Raw genomic sequence first — 20,500 nt, 5'->3', positions numbered from 1 at the left:
GCGGATCAACAGGGAATCAAGGGCGAAACGATGCTGCAGAAAGAACGTCCGCGCGCGCAAAAAAGCCGACGATGGCTTGCCGGTCTTACCCTTGCCGGCCTTCTGATCGTGTGCGCTCCACCCGCCCCGGCATTCGCCCAGGAGCCGGCGCTGATACCAGACAATATCATCTTCGTGACGAGCACCGGATATTGGGAGGAAAGCGGCGATCCGCTGAACGTCCTCGATCCCGAGTCGGGGAAGACCGCTGACAAGCAGCCAGACGCAACGGAGGTCCCGGTGCAGCGCGGCTACTACAAGCTCATCGCGGTGCGCCAACCGGAGGGCAATGCGCACATATTCCTGCAGCAGATCGCGCTCGATGCCAACGGTCCGAAGATGATCTCCTCGGCGGAACTCGACGAGTTCTCGGCGATGAAGGTCTATGTGACGGATATCCGGCCGGAGACCTCGAACGGCGTCGTCCGTCAGCCGGGATTGTTCGCCACCGTCTATCTGAAGACCGATCCGACGGCCACGGAGCCGGAAACCTGGACCGTGCTGATCGACGACATCGGCGATATCAAGGTCGAGCGCGAGACGAATTGACGAGAATCAGATTTTCGCTGCAGCAACGCTGCATTCAGCGAAGTTGCGTACATTTGCGCGTATATTTTCCCATTCGGGAAGATTTGCCAGGCGGAATCGGCCTGCGATCGGTAACCCGGCGACGTCGAACTGGAAGGTGCACTGCGGATTAGGGACCCGTCCTCGGCCTTGGCACCGTAGATACTCGCTGATTTCAGCACCGTGCATCGCGACGTAGGTCTCTGTATTCCCTGCATCAACGCGCGGCTCTGGGGCGACGACCAATTGCAGTCTCGCAATCGCGGACTCCGAAAGTTTGAGATCAGAGGGCAATATCTCGGTCTCGCCGTAACGCCCGGAAAATGTATTCAGTTGATGGGCTGCGGACCTCGATACGGGCAGATCGCTGGAGAACCGAAAGGACACTGACGGTGCTCGCTCCATCAATGGAATGAAGTCACCGTTGGCATCTGTTTCATCTTCCTGCGGCGCGGGGCGGGCGTTTTCCACATACATCTCGAACTGCAGTTCCGACCATTTCATGCCGTCCTTAGGGAAACGCGGCGGAAATGGCTCCATATAAGCGGCGGGATATCTGACCGCCATATCCGACACAGGCAACGTATTGGCACGTATTTCGTCGGATCGCTTTGTAAGAACCGCATCCAGCAGCGGCCCGGCATCGCGAAATTGCAGGCAGGCGGTGACATCAGGCAATGTTGAGGCATCCGGCAGCGCCGCATAGATGTTTTCAGATTGCAAGGTGTTGTACCAACCATAGGCATGCCAAAAGAAAGGTACGAAAATCAAACCGAGAATAGCAGCCGCCATTCCTTTGCTTGAGAACAGCGGCCAGCGCATGAACAGCATGACGCAGCGGGTAACCAACCCTGCAACAGTTCCGAAAGCGAAGATGATGATCGGGCCGGCGAAGACAAACATCATGAAGCCGCCACCCGTTCCCGACCAGCGAATCGCAACGACGACAATCGCAGCACTGACCAGTAGGCTGATGCCAAGCCCACGCCACGAATAAGCCATCAGCGGGATGACAAATCCGGTACAGAAAACGAGAAATAAAGGAACATAAGTCATGGGGGGCACAATAGCCCCCCATCATTAAAATCCTGACCAGCGGGACAAGCGCAATTTTAACGTGCCGCCGAAAATCGTGTTAGCTGCAAGAACGAACACATGGGCCGAGCAATCCTCTCGCGAGGCGAAGAAAACTCCACCTCGCGGATTCCGGTGATCAGTTCAGATCGTCGACCACGGCGTCACCGCCACCATTGACGCGGTGCGCGAGCGCCGCTTCCATGAACTCGTTGAGGTCGCCATCCAGAACATCGTCCGGCGCGGTGCTGGAAACGCCGGTGCGCAGGTCTTTGACCAACTGATATGGCTGCATCACGTAGGAACGGATCTGGTGACCCCAGCCGATATCGCTCTTTGACGCGGCCTCGGCATTGGCGGCATCTTCGCGTTTCTTCAGCTCCGCTTCATAGAGACGGGCACGCAACATGTCCCAGGCCTTGGCCCGGTTCTTGTGCTGCGAACGCTCCTGCTGGCACTGCACGACGATGCCGGATGGCATATGGGTGATGCGAACGGCCGAGTCCGTCGTGTTGACGTGCTGACCGCCGGCGCCTGAGGACCGATAAGTGTCGATGCGGCAATCGCTTTCGTTGATGTCGATCTGGATCGAATCGTCGATGACCGGATAGACCCAGATGGACGAGAACGAGGTGTGGCGGCGCGCATTGCTGTCGAACGGCGAGATGCGGACCAGTCGGTGCACGCCCGATTCGGTCTTCAGCCAGCCATAGGCATTGTGTCCCTTGACGAGGAGCGTCGCGGACTTGATGCCCGCTTCTTCGCCGTCGTGAACTTCCAGCAATTCGACCTTGTAGCCCTGGCGCTCGGACCAGCGCGTGTACATGCGCAAGAGAATGTTCGCCCAGTCTTGGCTCTCGGTACCACCTGCGCCGGAATGCACTTCAAGATAGGTATCGTTGCCATCGGCTTCGCCCGACAGCATCGCCTCGACCTGGCGGCGGGCCGCCTCGGCGCGCAGGGTGCGCAGAGTTTCTTCCGCATCCTTGATGATGTCGGCGTCGCCCTCTTCCTCGCCCAGTTCGATCAGGTCGACGGCGTCCTGCATCTGCTGCTCGAAAGACCGCACGCCGTTGATGCCATCATCAAGCTGCTGGCGTTCGCGCATCAGTTTCTGCGCTTCGGAGGCGTCGTTCCAGAGGTTCGGATCCTCGGCCTTGTTGTTCAACCAGTCCAGTCGTCTTACCGCCTGGTCCCAGTCAAAGATGCCTCCTCAGCAGGCTTATGGCCTGCTTGATTTCGTCGACAATATTCTCGATTTCGGTCCGCATGATCCTGCTTCTTGATATCTGTTTTAACGTGCGCCGTGAATAACGACGCCCGCCGCTGATGTAAAGCGGCGGGCGTCGCGAAAACGGAATGGAGAGGTTTAGAACAGACCGCCACCGCCGCCGTTGATGGCCTCGCTCGCCTGCGGTGAAGCCTTGAGGATTTCCTCCGGCGGAACATACTGGTCCATGCCGCCGATGACCGAGAAGGTATCGGCCGGGCCGGTGCCGGGCTTGAAGGCTTCGATGATCGTGTCGGGATCGCCTTCGGCCGCCGCCATGCCGGTCTTGCGGTTGACCGGGATCAGACTCATGCCTTCCGGAACGACGAACTTGACGGGGCGCGTGCCCTGCAGGGCAGCCTGCATGAAGTCGTTGAACACAGGTGCGGCCAGACCGCCACCGGTGGCGCCACGTCCAAGCGGCGCCGGATTGTCGAAGCCGAGATAAAGGCCGGCAACCATGTCCGGGGTGTAGCCCACGAACCAGGCGTCCTTTTCGTCGTTGGTCGTACCGGTCTTGCCGGCGACCGGACGGTCGAGCTTGATCTTGCCGGCTGCGGTACCGCGCGTGACGACGCCTTCCATCATCGAGGTGATCTGGTAGGCGGTCATCGGGTCGAGAACCTGCTCGCGATTGTCGGTGAGAACAGGCTCTTCCTGATCCTGCCAGTCGGCGACATTGCAGGTATCGCAGGTGCGCTCCTCATGACGGAAGATCGTCTTGCCGTACCGATCCTGGATGCGGTCGATCATCGATGGCTTGATCTGCTTTCCGCCATTGGCAATGACGGCATAGGCCGAAACCATGCGCAGGACCGTCGTTTCACCGGAGCCGAGCGACATCGCAAGCACCGGCAGCATCTTGTCGTAAATGCCAAAACGCTCGGCGTATTCTGCAACAAGGTTCATGCCCATGTCATTGGCAAGACGGACCGTCATCAGGTTACGCGACTTTTCGATACCGAGGCGCAGTGTCGACGGGCCGGCCGAGCCACCACCGTAATTTTCCGGACGCCAGACCTGACCGCCGGTCACGAGTTCGAACGGGGCGTCGAGAATGACGGATGCCGGCGTGTAGCCGTTGTCGAGAGCGGCGGCGTAAACGAAGGGCTTGAACGAGGAACCCGGCTGGCGCATCGCCTGCGTTGCGCGGTTGAATTCCGACTGGCCGTAAGAGAACCCGCCTGCCATGGCGAGAACGCGACCCGTCTGCGGGTCCATTGCAACGAGGCCACCCTGTACCTTAGGCGGCTGGCGCAGGCGATATTCGCCCTCCTCGTCGGTCTCTTCGACATAAACAACATCGCCCGGGCCAACCACACCTTCCGGCGACTTGGTCGACTTGCGATCCGGTGATGAAGAACGGAAAGCCCACTGCATGTTCTTGGCGGAGATATTGCCCTTCACACGGTCCGTGCCGATCTTGCCGGAGCCATCCTTGTCCGGCTGGATGCCGATCTCGGCACCATTGTCATCGACGGACAGAACGACGGCGAGTTTCCACTCAGGGACATCAGAGAGGGCTTCGAGCTTGCCGAGCGGCTCGCCCCAGTCGCCACCGATCTCGATCGTCTTCAGCGGGCCATGGAAGCCGCGACGTTCGTCATAGCTGACCAGTGCGTTCTGCAACGCCTTGCGGGCTTCGATCTGCAGCTTCGGATCCAGCGAGGTGCGCACCGACAGGCCGCCTTCGTAGAGAGCGTTGTCACCATAGCGCTGGATGATCTGGCGGCGCACTTCCTCGGCGAAATAGTCCGAAGCGAACAGGTGCGAGCCACCGCGCCGAACGGTCACGCCGAGTGGCTGCTTCTTGGCTTCCTCGCCGTCGGCCTTGGTCACATAGCCGTTTTCGACCATGCGATCGACAACCCAGTTGCGGCGCTCGAGGGCGGCTTCGGTCTTGCGGAATGGATGGTAGTTGGCCGGTCCCTTGGGAAGTGCGGCGAGATAGGCTGTTTCAGCGATGGTCAGTTCCGTGACCGACTTGTCGAAATAGGTCAGCGCCGCACCGGCGATACCGTAGGAATTCAGGCCGAAGAAGATTTCGTTGAGATAAAGCTCGAGAATGCGATCCTTGCTGTAGGCCTGCTCGATGCGGAACGACAGGATCGCCTCCTTGACCTTGCGGTCGATCGTCTGGTCGGACGACAGAAGAAAGTTCTTGGCGACCTGCTGGGTGATCGTCGAGGCGCCGACCGGACGGCGGCCAGAGCCGAAATTCTGCAGGTTGACGGCGATGGCACGGGCGAGACCGGTGATATCAACGCCGGGATGCTGATAGAAATTCTTGTCTTCGGCAGAGATGAAGGCCGCCTTGACGCGATCCGGAATGGCCTGGATCGGAAGATAGAGGCGGCGCTCGCGCGCATATTCCGCCATCAACTCGCCATTGCCCGCGTGAACGCGCGTCGTGACCGGCGGCGCGTAGCTGTTCAGGACCTCATAGTCCGGCAGATCCTTGGTGACATGCCCGAGATAGACAGCGGCCGCCGCCGCTACGCCGAGCACCAGGAAAGCGCCAATGCCGAAGAAATATCCAATCAGTCTGATCATCAGCCAGATACCGGTACCTTGTTGCGTTTTTACGGGATTGCCTCGTGCGAGGCCCTAACCCGCGCCATGCCCGATTGCAATCACGCCAAACAAATTAACATCGCGAAAAGCAACCGCCGCCAGGGACCGGTTGCCATCTGTCCGCACTTTCATAATTTTCCGATCGCCCTGCTGTCAGCAGATACGAGCGGCCGTGCAATTCAGACCTCCGGATAGCGACCGGATTGTGAGCAAAATAGGGCTCGTGACGCAATAAACACGTGCCATTCCCTTGAAAAGGATATCGCTGTTACTTCCGCGACACAAATCACAAGAAGCGTTATTGCCCTTGAAAACAACGCGCTGATGACATCCGGGCTTGTTACAGGCCGGTTCAGCCACCGTTTGCGGTGTCGGCGCCGCGATAGTTGCGCACGGCAACCGTCAGACGATCCGCCAGCTTCTTTCGCCAAACGGGATCGACGAGCAGCTTTTCATCCTGCTTGTTCGACAGGAATCCCATCTCGAGCAGGATGGACGGAACGTCCGGCGCCTGCAGAACCCGGAAACCGGCATAGCGATGGGGGTTGTTGATCAGGTTGATCTGCCCTTCGAACGAGGTAACGACGGAGCGCGCCAGGTTGACCGAGAAGGCCTGTGTTTCGCGGCGCGTGAGATCAATCAGGATATCGGCAACTTCGGCCGGCTCGCTGCTGAGTGCAACGCCGGCGATCTCGTCCGACAAATTTTCGCGCTCGGCGAGATTGGCCGCCAGATGGTCCGACGCCTTGTCCGAGATCGTGTAGACGGTGGCGCCCCGAATATCGCGCTGTTTCAATGTGTCGGCGTGAAGGGAAATGAACAGATTGGCACTGTGTTGGCGGGCGATCTGCACGCGCTGCGGCAGCGACAGGAACTCATCCTTGTCACGGGTCATGAAAGCCTTGATGCCGGCCTCCTTGTTCAAGGCCGCGACCAGTTCGTTGGCGAAAGCAAGCGTCACGCTCTTTTCTTCCATCTTGGTCTCGGAACCGATGGCACCCGTATCGATCCCGCCATGTCCGGCATCGACGGCAACGACGAACGCACCGGATTCCTGCGGAGCGACCACGCGGTCAGTCTTCGCCGATACGACGCTGCCGGTCCACTTCTGGTCCTCGATCAGCGCGGCGAAGCGCTCTCCGTCGACCTTCTCCGCATCGAGAACCAGCCGAAACCCCTTGCCATTCTCATCGGCCATCACCTCGGCGACAGTCACCGCCACCTGGGTTTTCGCCGTGAGGACAACCCGCGAGCTGCCCGCCCCCATCGCGCCGTAGCGTATTTCTGAGAACAGGCCCCTCGCCTTCAGATCCTCGGGCTTGAGGCCGAAAGACGTTTCCGGAAGATCGACTATGACGCGAGTCGGATTTGCAACGTAGTGAACGAAGAACTCCGGCTTGCGGTCGAAATCGATCACAACCCGCGTCCGCGCGTCGTCGCCGGCAATCCTGGCGCCGAAAGCCAGCAAAGGCGCATCATCGGCATGGACGACCGACATCGAAGACAGAACCACCGGACCGAGAATAACAAGCCCGAGTAGGCATCGCCGTATCATCGCAGACAGGATCAAGATCACATTCCTCGCCGCCAATGTGCCACCATATACACCGGTCGCCACATCACTGAATATTGCAAGACTTCGCCCGCGATCGATCGAAGCCCCAAAATCGCCGGTTGGTCCACTTGCATGCATGCCGCAATATGGTTAACCGAACCTTGCCAAGCTCGGAACCGGGCATCCGGCAAACAGCAAAATCGCGCTTCGCTCACCCCACACCCCGGCAAGCGAATCAATCAATATTATGGCCGTTCCGGCTTTTCCCTTGCCATTGTGACATAGAAAACATAAAAGCTTCACAGGGAGAAAGTGTTGACGGGATAGAATCGACGACCGGCAGCCAAAGGGTTTTCTCAGCCCCGGCGCCAGAGCGTGATCGAGACGGGTCAAACCGCTTCATTGAAGATCACGTCTCGGACAAGCAGTCGCGCTTCATCCGCCGTCGCTCCACTTTTTTCTTGCATGCAGAATCGTGAAATTCCGGCGGTGGCCGGATCGCTTATGGTGACGATCACCGAAAGCCCGTGACCGGGCATATTCATCGGGCCTCCAGGGCCTAGTACATTGGCATTCTTGTTTGGTCATCGACGTTGTCTCAGCAGTATCGGTCAGAAGTAAACAGGCCCCGGAACACGATGTTTCCGGCTGCCGTCTGGCTGTTGGACCGTCTCCTCGACCGTGCAGGAACATTCACATCCGGCGAAACACCTGAACGGCACGGAAAGTCTCCTCCGGGACGCTACCTTCCTGCGGCTTCACGGGTGCGCCGAGGAGCACCACTTACATGGCAGAGAAAATGCTTATCGACGCGTCTCACGCTGAAGAGACGCGCGTCGTTGTCGTACGCGGAAACCGCATAGAAGAATTCGACTTCGAATCCGAACACAAGAAACAGATCCGCGGCAACATCTATCTCGCGAAAGTCACGCGAGTCGAACCGTCGTTGCAGGCGGCCTTCGTCGATTACGGCGGCAATCGCCACGGCTTTCTGGCCTTCGCCGAAATCCACCCCGACTATTACCAGATCCCGCTCGCTGACCGGCAGGCGCTGCTGCGTCAGGAAGCCGAGGAAGCACGTCGCGATGACGACATCGAGCATGTCGAAACCGGCACGGATCTTGGCAACGACACCGACGAAGAGACCGTAGAAGCACCGGCTGACAACGTCGTCGAAATTGTCGAGGCCGCAGAGACGGTCGAAGTCATCGAAACCGCTGAACCGGTCGCCGAGGTTGAGGAAAAGCCGAAGGCCAAGGCAAAGCGTCCGCGTCGCACCAAGAAGGCCGCTGCCGCCGAAACCGCAACGGAAGCGTCTGACGCAGACGGCGAAGAAGGCAACAGCGGCGAAATGGCCGCAATGGTCGATACCGACAGCATCTCGGAAGAAGCACGCGGCGGTCGCCGCAACAATGACGACGACGATGATGACGATGGTCATCACGAGGAAAAGGAAATCATCGAATCCGTCGGCGCCGAAGACGCGATGGAAGAAGTTCCGGATCGCCAGGTCAACCGCCGTCCGCGCAAGCAGTACCGAATCCAGGAAGTCATCAAGCGTCGGCAAATCCTGCTGGTGCAGGTGGCCAAGGAAGAACGCGGTAACAAGGGCGCGGCTCTCACCACCTACCTGTCGCTCGCCGGCCGTTACTCGGTGCTGATGCCGAACACGGCGCGCGGCGGCGGCATTTCCCGCAAGATCACCAACCTGCCGGACCGCAAGCGCCTGAAGGAAATTGCCCGTGCGCTCGACGTGCCGCAGGGCATGGGCGTCATCCTGCGTACCGCCGGTGCCAACCGCACCAAGGTCGAGGTCAAGCGCGACTTCGAATATCTGATGCGCCTGTGGGAAAACGTCCGCACGCTGACACTGCAATCGACGGCACCTTGCCTCGTCTATGAAGAAGGATCGCTGATCAAGCGCTCGATCCGCGACCTCTACAACAAGGACATCAGCGAGATCATCGTTGCCGGCGAGGAAGGCTACAAGGAAGCCAAGGGCTTTATGAAGATGCTGATGCCGAGCCACGCCAAGGTGGTTCAGCCCTACCGCGACGTGCACCCGATCTTCTCGCGCTCGGGCATCGAAGCCCAGCTCGACCGGATGCTGGTGCCGCAGGTGACGCTGAAGTCCGGCGGTTACATCATCATCAACCAGACCGAAGCGCTCGTCGCCATCGACGTCAACTCGGGCCGTTCGACACGCGAACATTCGATCGAAGACACAGCGCTGCAGACAAACCTGGAAGCCGCGGAAGAAGTGGCCCGTCAGTTGCGCCTGCGCGACCTGGCCGGTCTCGTTGTCGTCGACTTCATCGACATGGAAGAAAAGCGCAACAACCGCGCTGTCGAGAAGCGTCTGAAGGATCATCTGAAGAACGACCGCGCCCGCATCCAGGTCGGCCGTATCTCGCATTTCGGCCTGCTCGAAATGTCGCGGCAGCGTATTCGCGCCTCGGTTCTCGAATCGACCATGCAGGTCTGCTCGCATTGCAACGGTACGGGGCACGTTCGCTCGCAGTCTTCCGTTGCCCTGCATGTGCTGCGCGGCATCGAGGAATATCTGCTGAAGAACACCACGCACAATATCACCGTGCGGACCACGCCGGACATCGCGCTCTATCTGCTGAACCACAAGCGCGGCACGATCGTTGATTATGAAGAGCGCTTCGGCGTCCAGATCATTATTGAAGCTGATGCTCACGTTGGCGCACAGCACTTTGCCATCGATCGTGGTGAAGCTGTCGAGAACCCCGTCAAGATCGAGCAGATCATACATTTCGAGCCGGAAATCGACGAGGACGACGATATCGTCATCGAAGAGGAGATCGAGGACGACGAAGAAGAGGTGGCGGAAGCCAAGCCGGAACGTGCGGAACGGACCGAGCGGAGCGAGCGCGCCCCTGCCGAACAGGGCGATGACCAGGGCAACCGCAAGCGTAAGCGCCGCCGTCGGCGTCGGGGTGGACGCTCGAACGGTGAACAGGGCAGCGAAGCCGGCGTGCGCGCCGAAGACGCTTCCGATGAGGATGGCGACGAGGATGACAGCGACGATAACGCCGTTCAGTCCGCCGGCGAGGATGCACAGGACGCCGGCCTGAGCGACGAAGAGCGCCAGAAGCGCAAGCGCCGCCGTCGCGGCAAGCGTGGTGGCCGCCGCAACCGTCCGGAGGAGGCAGAGGGTGAAACCCTGTCCGCCGACGGCGAAACGGCCGAATCTGACGGCTCCGAAGACGCGGCCGATACATCAGTCGAGACTGTTGCCGAGGAAGCCACTGCACCGCTCGTCGCCGCGGAAGAGGTTGTCGAGGCCCCAGCCGTCGTCGAAGCGGAAGCGAAGCCTGCCAAGCCGAAGCGCAGCCGCAAGAAGGCTGTTGCCGCAGTGGAAGAAGCCGTAGCCGAGGAAGCACCTGCCGCGACCATCGATGCTGACGCCCAGGCCGCCGTGGAAGCGACACCGGAACCGGTTGCCGTTGTCGAGGAACCTGCCGTCGAACAGGCCGCGGCCTCGCTCGAGGAAACCAAGCCGGTCCGCGCCAACCGCGATCTCGATACGATTGCTAGCGAGCCGGTCGTCAAGTCCTCCAGCAAGGAGAGCGACGGCGACGGCGATGCACCGAAGCCCAAGAAGGGTGGCTGGTGGCAGAAGCGCGGCTTCTTCTGAGCCCATTTCTGACTTTTGAATACAAAGACCGGCCAAGCAATTGGCCGGTCTTTTCGTTTGAGCGACTGTTCCAACCGGAACAGGGCAATGGCGATTGATGTGACACACTCCTGATGGCTGGATGGGATGGGCCTGTCCGGTCTCAACCAGAGGAGACAATCATGCGTCGTCTTATTGTCGCCGCAGCCCTTGCCACGATCTCGCTGACATCCTTCGCGAACGCCTCCCAGGGTGAAGGACGCCAGCGCTACAATGACTACTATTACAAGAGCTATGACACGGCCTATGAACCGGTCTGCGTTGTCCGTAAGGTTCGCTCGACGGATGATGAGGGCAATACAGTCGTCAAGAAGGTCCGGATCTGCCGTTGACCAGCCCGGTCAGATGAACTTTCAGATATTGCGCGTCCGCCGGGCGCGCATTCGCCGCCGGCAGGTTCAAAATCCGATTCATGTCCGTCAGTGATCGATTCCGGAAAGCCTATCAACGCATTGAAATACTGACAGATTACGCCAGCCATCGGGAAATTCGATCCATCGCTTCGATCATGTCCGCCTCTGCCCCCGCATAGGAAAACCGCATGGCGCGATGGCCTTCGATCGGATCGAAATCAAGGCCAGGCGTGGCCGCGACATTGATTTCCGCCAGCATCTTTCTCGCGAAATCCATGCTGTCATTGGTGAAACGGCTGACATCAGCATAGGCATAAAACGCACCGTCCATCGGCGAGACGATATCGAATCCGATTTCCGGAAGCCGCTTCAACAGCAGCGCGCGGTTGGCGCCGTAGGAGGCCTTGTAGACGTCGAGTTCGGCCTCACAGCCGAGCGCTGCCTCCGCCGCGATCTGCGACAGTTCGGGCGGCGAGATGTAGAGGCTCTGGGCGATGCGCTCGAATGCCCGGACCTGTGTTTCCGGCAGCACCATCCAGCCGATTCGCCAGCCGGTCATGCAATAATATTTGGAGAAGGAATTGATAATCACGGCTTCGTCAGTAACGCTCAGCGCCGTGGTTTCCTCACCCGCGAAAGTTAGTCCGTGGTAGATTTCGTCGGAGATGAACGCGATGTCGCGATCGCGGCAATAGTCTGCCAGAGCCTTCAAGCCGGCGCGACCAGTGACCGTGCCCGTCGGGTTGGCAGGACTGGCCAGCAACACGCCGTTGATCGCCCTGCCCGCCTGTTTCGCCGCCGTATCAAGCCCTTCCGGCGTCAGCGTAAAGCCATTTTCGGCGCCCGCCTCGACCTCGACCACCGTCAGTCCGAGTGCCGCAAGGATGTTGCGATAGGCCGGATAACCGGGACGCGCGATCGCCACGCAATCGCCGGGATCGAACAGGGCGAGGAAGGCGAGATTGAAACCCGCTGAAGATCCCGTCGTCACGGCAACACGCTGCGGATCGATCTCGACGCCGTAACGGCTGCGGTAGTGCCTGGCAATGGCTATGCGCAGTGACGAGGTCCCCAATGCATCCGTGTAACCGAGCCGCCCATGACCGAGCGCTGCGCGCGCTGCTTCCAATGCAGCCTTCGGCGCCGGATGGCTCGGCTGGCCGACCGCCATGGAAATGACGGGATAACCGGCTTCACGACGCTTGGTGGCTTCCGCCAGGACATCCATCGCGTGGAAGGGTTCGACGGAACTACGGGCGGAAAGCGGCTTCAACGGCATGTCCTCGGTGTTTTTGATATTGGCCTCTGGCATGTGCCTGATCGCAAAGGGCTTCACAAGTGCGCGAGCGCCGCACTTCCGCCGATTTTGCAGTTTCGTTTGGCGCAGCACCGCCCTATGCTTGGGCGAAATTCTGTTGTCTTTCAAACAAGCTGTTGACCGGCCTTAAACCTTGAACGACAGACATAGACCGAGAGACAACGAGGACCACCATGGCATTCAACGCCCGCAAGATCATCGCCGCGACACTCATCCTGTTTTCCGCTGGCACGGTGCTGCCGCAGGCTTCCTATGCGCTTGACGAAAAGCAGAAGCAGGAGATCGGCGATTTCATCAAGGAATACCTCGTCGCCAATCCTGAAATTCTGCTGGAAGCACAAAAGGCGCTGAAGCAAAAGCAGGCTGACGAGCAGATGGCGCAGGCGCAAGCCGCGATCACCAAGAACGACAAAGAAATCTTCCAGTCGCCGTATGATGTAACGCTCGGCAACCCGAACGGCGACGTCACCATCGTCGAATTCTACGATTACAATTGCGGCTATTGCAAACGCGCCCTCTCCGACATGGAAACCATCCTTGAGAACGACAAGAACGTTCGCTTCGTGCTGAAGGAACTGCCGATCCTCGGCCCCGATTCGATGGCTGCGCACAAGGTCAGCACCGCATTCCGGGCCATCGCCCCAGAGAAATACGGCGAATTCCACCGCGCCCTGCTGGGCGGCGAGGATCGGGCCAACGAGGAAACCGCCATGGCAGTCGCGACCAGCCTTGGTGTCTCCGAGGCTGATATGCGCAAGAAGATGGCCGAGAATACGCAGGACGATGCCGTGAAGGTCGTCTACACGCTCGCCAATGACCTCGGCATCACCGGAACACCGTCCTATGTCGTCGGCAAGGAAGCGGTCTACGGCGCTGTCGGTGCCGAGGAGATCGAAGCCAAGGTGACGAATGTCCGCACCTGCGGCAAGACGGTCTGCTGAAGCCGATCGGTTTGAAGTCGCAATTCCCCATCGCTTGTGGACAAATCCCGCAGGGAGGCAAAGGGCTTTTCCTTGTGGGACCATCGGTCTATAGGTAACGCTCGATTATCGGACCGGATCCCTTATGCCATCGACAATTTTCGTGCTGAACGGCCCCAACCTCAACGCGCTCGGCAAGCGCGAGCCCGGTATTTACGGCGGCCAGACACTGGCGGATATCGAGGCAATGTGTGTCGAACATGGCAAGTCGCTCGGTCTCGACGTTGTTTGTCGGCAGAGCAACCATGAGGGGGATCTTGTCGACTGGTTCCACGAGGCCGGTGAAGTGGCTGCCGGTATTGCGATCAATGCCGGCGCCTACACCCACACGTCGATTGCCCTGCACGATGCGGCCAAGGCGATCGGTATTCCCGTCGTTGAACTGCACCTCTCGAATGTCCATGCGCGCGAGGAATTCCGGCACAAGTCGATGCTTGCCCCGGCCGCAAAGGGCGTTATCTGCGGTTTCGGCGCCGACAGTTACATTCTTGCGCTCAATGCGCTAAAGACACTCACCCAAATCACGAAATAAAAAGAACACAGAGGCTCACACCCATGGCTGACAAGAAACCCGCGATCGACCAGTCGCTGATCCGCGATCTCGCCAATATTCTCAACGAGACCGATCTCACCGAAATCGAAGTGGAGCAGGACGACCTGCGCATTCGCGTTTCACGCGCCGGTACGCCGCAATACGTCTCCGCTCCCGTCCCCGCCGTAGCACCGCTTCAGGTTACTTCCGCCGGCGCAGCGGTTGCTGCCGCCCCTGTAGCGGAAGCCCGGTTGTCGAAGAATGCGGTCACCGCCCCCATGGTCGGCACGGCCTATCTGTCGCCGGCTCCGGGATCGCGCCCATTCGTCGAAGTCGGCGCCGTGGTCAAGGAAGGCCAGACCATCCTGATCATCGAAGCCATGAAGACGATGAACCAGATTCCGGCGCCGCGCTCCGGCAAGGTCACTGAAATCTTCGTTGAAGACGGCACGCCGGTCGAATACGGCGAAGCGCTTGTCGTCATCGAATAGGCCAAACAGATGATTTCCAAGGTCCTCATTGCCAATCGCGGCGAAATCGCCCTCCGGGTCCTGCGCGCCTGCAAGGAACTGGGTATCGCAACCGTCGCGGTTCACTCCACGGCTGACGCCAATGCGATGCATGTGCGCCTTGCCGACGAAAGCGTCTGCATCGGTCCGCCGCCGTCGCGCGACAGCTATCTGAACATTCACCAGATCGTTGCCGCCTGTGAAATCACTGGCGCCGACGCCGTTCATCCGGGTTACGGTTTCCTGTCGGAAAATGCCAAGTTCGCCGACATTCTCGACGCGCACGGCATTACGTTCATCGGCCCGACCGCCGATCATATCCGCATCATGGGTGACAAAATCACCGCAAAGGAAACGGCAAAGGCGCTCGGCATCCCCGTCGTCCCCGGTTCCGCCGGTGAGGTGAAGCCCGAGAACGCGCTCGAAATCGCCCGCGAGATCGGCTTCCCGGTCCTGATCAAGGCGACAGCGGGCGGTGGCGGACGCGGCATGAAGGTCGCCAAGACCGAAGCCGACCTCGAAGAAGCCGTTTCGACTGCTCGTTCCGAGGCGCTCGCCGCGTTCGGCAACGACGCCGTCTACATGGAAAAATACCTCGGCAAGCCGCGCCATATCGAAATCCAGGTCGTCGGCGACGGCGAAGGCAATGCCATCCATCTGGGCGAACGCGACTGCTCGTTGCAGCGCCGCCACCAGAAGGTCTGGGAAGAGGCCAATTCGCCGGCGCTGAACGTCGAGCAACGGATGGCGATCGGCGAAATCTGCGCCGATGCCATGCGCAAGCTGAAGTATCGCGGCGCCGGCACGATCGAGTTCCTTTACGAGAACGGCGAGTTCTATTTCATCGAAATGAACACCCGCCTGCAGGTGGAACACCCGATCACCGAAGCCATCACCGGCATCGACCTCGTGCACGAACAGATTCGCGTCGCGTCCGGGGGTGGCCTGTCGGTCACGCAGGACGAGATCGTCTTCGCGGGCCACGCCATCGAATGCCGTATCAATGCCGAGGACCCGCGCACGTTCGTGCCGTCGCCCGGCACGATCACGACGTTCCACACGCCCGGCGGCCTTGGCGTGCGCGTCGATTCCGGCGCTTATCAGGGTTACAAGATCCCGCCCTACTATGACAGCCTGATCGGCAAGTTGATCGTGCACGGGCGCACCCGCGTCGAATGCATGATGCGCCTGCGCCGCGTCCTTGACGAATTCGTCATCGACGGTATCAAGACGACGCTGCCGCTGTTCCAGGACCTGATCAACAATCAGGACATCGCCAACGGTGACTACGACATTCACTGGCTGGAAAACTATCTGGCCCAGTCGGCCGAATGAGGCTTTAGAGCCTCATTTCTCTTATACGACCCATCCTGCTGGAAGGAATTCTGGCTAGGACCAAGGCGGTTGGCGAAGAGCGCAGAAAAAGCTGCGGTCGAGGCGGCCGGCGACGGTAATAGCCAGAATTCATCCAGCCCTTCGGGTCGGCTGAAAACGGCCACCCACTGCGGCGGATGGCTTGACCGATGGTATCGCATCGCTCCGCACCATCCTTCTTGCGGGATGGCCGTTTTGAGCCGACAGAATGGATCGTATAAGAGAAATGAGGCTCTAAATGAAAGGCACCTGCAGCAGGCAACCGGACATTACACCGGATTTGTTGCTGCGGGCCTATTCCATCGGTCTTTTCCCGATGGCCGACAGCGCCGATGACCCCGATCTCTTCTGGGTCGAGCCGGAATTGCGCGGCATCATCCCGCTCGATGAGTTCCACATTTCCAAAAGCCTGACGAAGACCATTCGCCGTGCGCCGTTCGACATCCGCTACGACACGGCTTTCGAGGCGGTGATGGAAGGATGCGCTGCCCCTGCCCTGGACCGGCCGACAACCTGGATCAACCGCAGGATCCGTTCTCTCTACACGGCGCTCCATGACATGGGTTACGCTCACTCGGTGGAAGCCTGGGACGGCGATGAACTGGTTGGCGGGCTTTATGGTGTCTCACTCGGCGCGGCCTTCTTTGGCGAGAGCATGTTTTCGCGCCGCACAGATGCGTCGAAAATCTGCCTCGTGCATTTGGTGGAACGCCTGCGCCAGAACGGCTTCAGGCTTCTCGACACACAATTCACCACCGAGCACCTCAAGAATTTCGGCGCCATCGACGTGCCCAAGGCGCGTTATGTGAAGATGCTGGAGCGGGCGATCGATTCGCCGCATCTGCCGTTCTGAAATTCGGAATATTCCGGTTACTGCTTGGCCGCATCATCCGGCGGCGGCAGGTCCGACTTTGCCTTGCAGCTGTTCAGCCAGACGTCATAGACGGGGTGCTCGACGGCGTTCAGGCCGGGGCTGTCGGCAAACATCCAACCGGTGAAGATGCGGCGGATCTTGCGGTCGAGCGTGATTTCGTCGACTTCGACAAACGTGTCGGTCTTTGGCGCTTCGGTATCGTCACGGCTGTAGCAGACGCGCGGTGTCACCTGCAGCGCGCCGAACTGTACGGTTTCACCGATATACACATCGAACGTCGTAATGCGCCCGGTGATCTTGTCGATACCGGAGAAGACGGCCACTGGATTGGTGATACGGGCGGCCTGCGCGGCAGACAGATAAGATGTGCTGGCAATCGCGAATGCGGCAGCTGCAACCAGAAACCGGCGCATCTGAATTCGCTGACCTGAAACTACCATGAACACCCGTCTCCCGCGCGATACTCGGCCTAACCACCGGATATCAGGCGCTAAACATCAAATGTGGCCGAGGCATGATGCCAACGGAGCAATCAACAAATTCAGGAAAGCCCTGCTTCAATCGTCTCAGGAACGCGGCGTCCAGGCGTCGTAGTCACCGGTCACCCGTGGACGTTCGCCGGTACTGTTGATCGAGCCCTGCGGGCGGTAGGCATCCGCGGAACCCGTGCCATTCAGCCGATGCGGCTTCTGCCATTCGCGCGGCTTGTAATTCTCGTCAGCCGGCGACACATCCGTGCGGTGATGCATCCAGCCGTGCCAACCCGGAGGAATGGCAGAGGCTTCGGCATAATCCTTGTAGATCACCCAGCGGCGCGTGCGCCCTTCGGAATCCTTGCCACCCTGATAATAGACATTGCCCTGATCGTCCGAACCGACGCGCTTGCCGAAGCGCCAGGTATGGAACCGGGTGCCGATCGTCTGTCCGTTCCACCAGGTAAAAATCTGCAGCAGAGACTTCATGATTGCCGTCCTTGACCGCGCCGTGCGATGGACGGGCGGATACACACTATTCCTGCCCCGCTTATGCCGCGCAGGCTACCGATTGTCCAGCGATTCCGTTGCACTGCAGCTATTTCAACCGGATCTTGAAGCCGAGATGCGACGGCTCGAAACCGACGCGCTCATAGAAGCGGTGGGCGTCCTTGCGCTTGCCGTTCGACGTCAGTTGAACCTTGGAAAGACCGAGCCGTTGCGCCTCCCCGACGGCAAAGCGCATCATCGCCTCGCCGATCCCCCTGCCGCACATATCCTCGCGCGTTTGCACCGCCTCGATCATCATCGAGGAGCTACCACGCCCGACGAGCGTGCGCAGCATCGTCGTCTGGAACGTGCCGACCACTGCGTCGTCCAGAATGGCGACATAGAGCGTCTCTGTCGGTGTTGCGAGAATGTGCTCAAATGCCGCGAGGTAATCCGGGAAAGCATCGCCATCAGTCGTATCGCCATGACCACCGACAGTGTCCGAAGCGAACAGGGCGATGATGTCGGCGAGATCCTCGCAAGTGGCCGGCCTGATGTTGACATTCGGTCTTGGGGCATGCATGCGTCGGATTCCTGTTTTCCGCGTGGCATGCCAGCCGATGACGAAGGAAATGTGACGGTTCGGCAGCAAGCAGCAGCGCTGCTCAGTCGAGCGCCTTCTCCATGGCGATCGTCGGGATGCCCCAGGTCGCGGCACCCGCCCCTGCGCGGACGAAACCATGCGCCTCGTAGAAGGCGATGGCCTTCGCATTGTTTTCCTCGACCTCGACCCGCATCGTACCCGCATAGGGAAAGCACGTCTCAAGCTCGGCGAAGATGTCGCGTGCGATCCCCTGCCGCTGGAACTGCGGCAGGACGTAGAGTTGGTGCAGGATCGCTGTCTCGTGCAGCGTCTCGGACATGGATGCAAAGCCCATACCGCCGATCACCTTGCCGTCATCGGCAACTAGAAACTCGCCGTTCTTGCGCTGCAGATTGGCCTTCAGCGCAGCCACCGAGTACCATTTGGCCGTCATCTCGTCGATCTTCTCGGCGCCGTACTGCGCATCATAGGTCGCATGCGCGGTCTCGCCGAGAAGCGCCGAGACTTTCGCCAGATCCCGCTCCGTGGCCGTGCGGACGAAGAACATGTTTTGTGCCTTTCAATCGCAATTCCGGACGAAAAACCGCGTAACAGTTTTCCTGGAATTGCTTAGTCCTCGATACCGAGCTTGGCCTTGACCAGCGCCTGGACGGCCTGCGGGTTGGCCTTGCCGCCGGTCGACTTCATCACCTGACCGACAAACCAGCCGGCAAGCGAGGGCTTGGCCTGAACCTTGGCAACCTGATCCGGATTGGCGGCGATGATTTCGTCGACGGCCTTTTCAATGGCGCCGGTATCGGTGACCTGCTTCATGCCACGGCTTTCGACCAGTTTGGCCGGATCGCCGCCCTCGTTCCAGACGATTTCGAAAAGATCCTTGGCGATCTTGCCGGAAATAACTTCCGACTTGATGAGATCGAGAATGCCACCGAGTTGGGCGGGCGAAACCGGAGTCTCTTCAATGCCTTTGCCGGCTTTGTTCAACGCGCCAAGCAGGTCGTTGATGACCCAGTTTGCAGCCGCCTTGCCATCACGGCCTTCAGCCACAGCCTCGAAATAGTCGGCAATCGCCTTGTCCGAGACGAGCACGGAGGCGTCATAGACCGACAGGCCGAGTTCGCTGACGAAACGGTCCTTCTTGTCATCCGGCAATTCCGGTAGGTCCGCCTTCAACGCCACAACGAAGGAATCGTCGAATTCGAGCGGCAGCAGGTCAGGATCGGGGAAATAGCGGTAATCGTGCGCATCTTCCTTCGAGCGCATCGACCGGGTCTCGCCCTTGTTCGGGTCGAACAGGCGGGTTTCCTGGTCGATCGTACCGCCCTCCTCCAGAATCGCGATCTGGCGGCGGGCTTCGAATTCGATGGCCTGGCCGATGAAGCGGATGGAGTTGACGTTCTTGATCTCGCAGCGTGTGCCGAAATCGGCACCGGGCTTGCGCACGGAGACGTTGACGTCGGCGCGCATCGAGCCCTCGTCCATGTTGCCGTCACAGGTGCCGAGATAGCGCACGATCGACCGCAGCTTGGTCATATAGGCCTTGGCTTCATCCGACGAGCGCATGTCCGGTTTGGAGACGATTTCCATCAGCGCCACGCCCGACCGGTTCAGGTCGACATAGGACATGGTCGGGCTCTGGTCGTGCATCGACTTACCGGCATCCTGTTCCAAGTGCAGCCGCTCAATGCCGATCTCGACATCCTCGAACTGGCCCTGACGATCCGGACCGACGGAAATGATGATCTTGCCTTCGCCGACGATCGGGTCCTTGAACTGCGAAATCTGGTAGCCCTGCGGCAGGTCCGGATAGAAATAGTTCTTGCGGTCGAAGATCGAGCGGTTGTTGATCTTCGCCTTCAGGCCGAGGCCTGTGCGAACCGCCTGCTTGACGCATTCCTCGTTAATGACGGGCAGCATGCCGGGCATGGCCGCATCAACGAGCGACACGTTGGCGTTCGGCGCATTGCCGAACGTCGTCGATGCGCCCGAAAACAGCTTCGAATTGCTCGTCACCTGGGCATGGACTTCCATGCCGATGATCACTTCCCAGTCGCCAGTGGCGCCGGGAATATAGCGTTTCGGTTCGGAGATGCGGACGTCGACGAGGGTCATGGAATGCTCTTCTGTAAGCTCGAATTCGTGGTTCCCTCGGTAGAACAATTGGCTAGGGCGTGCAAGGCTTGTCGCGCGCGGCAGCCGTGCAAACAGGCGG

At 59.7% G+C, this 20,500-nt stretch carries 19 protein-coding genes; 8 read left to right on the top strand and 11 right to left on the bottom strand.

Annotated features, from left to right (window positions below):
- The first annotated feature begins 30 nt into the window (after positions 1–30).
- On the top strand, positions 31–588 hold the full coding sequence (locus ASG68_RS11025; protein WP_244484196.1) for a hypothetical protein: 558 nt from the start codon (positions 31–33) through the stop codon (positions 586–588).
- 6 nt (positions 589–594) lie between these two features.
- Here ASG68_RS11025 and ASG68_RS11020 read toward each other — a convergent pair whose 3' ends face one another.
- The 5 genes from ASG68_RS11020 to ASG68_RS31345 form a co-directional block, all read right to left on the bottom strand.
- Complete coding sequence (locus ASG68_RS11020) at positions 595–1,662, bottom strand: hypothetical protein (RefSeq protein ID WP_062576524.1); 1,068 nt, start codon at positions 1,660–1,662, stop codon at positions 595–597.
- 157 nt (positions 1,663–1,819) lie between these two features.
- Positions 1,820–2,951, bottom strand: a protein-coding gene (prfB, locus tag ASG68_RS11015; RefSeq protein ID WP_112406010.1) for a peptide chain release factor 2 whose coding sequence is annotated in 2 segments (ribosomal slippage) — positions 1,820–2,881 and positions 2,883–2,951 — 1,131 coding nt in all. Because the reading frame shifts where the segments join, the coding sequence is not laid out codon by codon here.
- Positions 2,952–3,049: 98 nt separating this feature from the next.
- Positions 3,050–5,503 (bottom strand): penicillin-binding protein 1A, encoded by a 2,454-nt coding sequence (locus ASG68_RS11010; protein ID WP_062576520.1) that lies wholly within the window; start codon positions 5,501–5,503, stop codon positions 3,050–3,052.
- Between the two features lie 373 nt (positions 5,504–5,876).
- Positions 5,877–7,079 carry an N-acetylmuramoyl-L-alanine amidase gene (locus ASG68_RS11005; protein WP_062576679.1) on the bottom strand — a complete coding sequence of 401 codons (1,203 nt, stop codon included), beginning with the start codon at positions 7,077–7,079 and terminating at the stop codon, positions 5,877–5,879.
- A 389-nt stretch (positions 7,080–7,468) separates the two neighbouring features.
- Positions 7,469–7,624: a hypothetical protein gene (locus ASG68_RS31345; RefSeq protein WP_156373869.1), complete on the bottom strand. Its 156-nt coding sequence runs from the start codon at positions 7,622–7,624 to the stop codon at positions 7,469–7,471.
- 242 nt (positions 7,625–7,866) lie between these two features.
- Between ASG68_RS31345 and ASG68_RS11000 the strand changes: the two genes are divergently transcribed.
- A complete protein-coding gene (locus tag ASG68_RS11000) occupies positions 7,867–10,743 on the top strand; it encodes an Rne/Rng family ribonuclease (RefSeq protein WP_062576518.1) in 2,877 nt (958 codons plus the stop codon).
- Positions 10,744–10,904: 161 nt separating this feature from the next.
- Positions 10,905–11,114 carry a hypothetical protein gene (locus ASG68_RS10995; RefSeq protein ID WP_062576516.1) on the top strand — a complete coding sequence of 70 codons (210 nt, stop codon included), beginning with the start codon at positions 10,905–10,907 and terminating at the stop codon, positions 11,112–11,114.
- Positions 11,115–11,250: 136 nt separating this feature from the next.
- Here ASG68_RS10995 and ASG68_RS10990 read toward each other — a convergent pair whose 3' ends face one another.
- Complete coding sequence (locus ASG68_RS10990; RefSeq protein WP_062576676.1) at positions 11,251–12,414, bottom strand: pyridoxal phosphate-dependent aminotransferase; 1,164 nt, start codon at positions 12,412–12,414, stop codon at positions 11,251–11,253.
- 212 nt (positions 12,415–12,626) lie between these two features.
- Between ASG68_RS10990 and ASG68_RS10985 the strand changes: the two genes are divergently transcribed.
- The 5 genes from ASG68_RS10985 (at position 12,627) to aat (ending at position 16,701) form a co-directional block, all read left to right on the top strand.
- A complete protein-coding gene (locus ASG68_RS10985; RefSeq protein WP_062576514.1) occupies positions 12,627–13,394 on the top strand; it encodes a DsbA family protein in 768 nt (255 codons plus the stop codon).
- A 124-nt stretch (positions 13,395–13,518) separates the two neighbouring features.
- A complete protein-coding gene (gene aroQ, locus ASG68_RS10980) occupies positions 13,519–13,965 on the top strand; it encodes a type II 3-dehydroquinate dehydratase (protein WP_062576512.1) in 447 nt (148 codons plus the stop codon).
- 23 nt (positions 13,966–13,988) lie between these two features.
- Positions 13,989–14,456, top strand: coding sequence for an acetyl-CoA carboxylase biotin carboxyl carrier protein (gene accB / locus ASG68_RS10975; RefSeq protein WP_062576509.1), 468 nt, complete (start codon positions 13,989–13,991; stop codon positions 14,454–14,456).
- Between the two features lie 9 nt (positions 14,457–14,465).
- The gene (gene accC / locus ASG68_RS10970; protein WP_062576507.1) at positions 14,466–15,809 is read left to right on the top strand and encodes an acetyl-CoA carboxylase biotin carboxylase subunit; all 1,344 of its coding nucleotides are present in this window, start codon (positions 14,466–14,468) and stop codon (positions 15,807–15,809) included.
- A gap of 277 nt (positions 15,810–16,086) precedes the next feature.
- A complete protein-coding gene (gene aat, locus ASG68_RS10965; RefSeq protein ID WP_062576505.1) occupies positions 16,087–16,701 on the top strand; it encodes a leucyl/phenylalanyl-tRNA--protein transferase in 615 nt (204 codons plus the stop codon).
- Positions 16,702–16,718: 17 nt separating this feature from the next.
- On the opposite strand, the gene ASG68_RS10960 is transcribed toward aat, so the two are convergent.
- The 5 genes from ASG68_RS10960 to gatB form a co-directional block, all read right to left on the bottom strand.
- Complete coding sequence (locus tag ASG68_RS10960) at positions 16,719–17,135, bottom strand: DUF2155 domain-containing protein (RefSeq protein ID WP_112406002.1); 417 nt, start codon at positions 17,133–17,135, stop codon at positions 16,719–16,721.
- Between the two features lie 153 nt (positions 17,136–17,288).
- Positions 17,289–17,687 (bottom strand): NADH:ubiquinone oxidoreductase subunit NDUFA12, encoded by a 399-nt coding sequence (locus tag ASG68_RS10955; RefSeq protein WP_413814008.1) that lies wholly within the window; start codon positions 17,685–17,687, stop codon positions 17,289–17,291.
- A gap of 106 nt (positions 17,688–17,793) precedes the next feature.
- Positions 17,794–18,267, bottom strand: coding sequence for a GNAT family N-acetyltransferase (locus tag ASG68_RS10950; protein WP_062576675.1), 474 nt, complete (start codon positions 18,265–18,267; stop codon positions 17,794–17,796).
- 82 nt (positions 18,268–18,349) lie between these two features.
- Positions 18,350–18,835 (bottom strand): GNAT family N-acetyltransferase, encoded by a 486-nt coding sequence (locus tag ASG68_RS10945; RefSeq protein ID WP_062576498.1) that lies wholly within the window; start codon positions 18,833–18,835, stop codon positions 18,350–18,352.
- Positions 18,836–18,897: 62 nt separating this feature from the next.
- Positions 18,898–20,400, bottom strand: a complete 1,503-nt coding sequence (gene gatB, locus ASG68_RS10940; RefSeq protein ID WP_062576495.1) for an Asp-tRNA(Asn)/Glu-tRNA(Gln) amidotransferase subunit GatB — start codon at positions 20,398–20,400, stop codon at positions 18,898–18,900.
- Positions 20,401–20,500: the final 100 nt, after the last annotated feature.

The sequence above is a fragment of the Rhizobium sp. Leaf453 genome (genome assembly GCF_001425605.1).
Lineage (GTDB): Bacteria > Pseudomonadota > Alphaproteobacteria > Rhizobiales > Rhizobiaceae > Pararhizobium.
The sequence above is the reverse complement of the archived record's forward strand: the minus strand, read 5'-3'. Positions and strand labels throughout refer to the sequence as shown.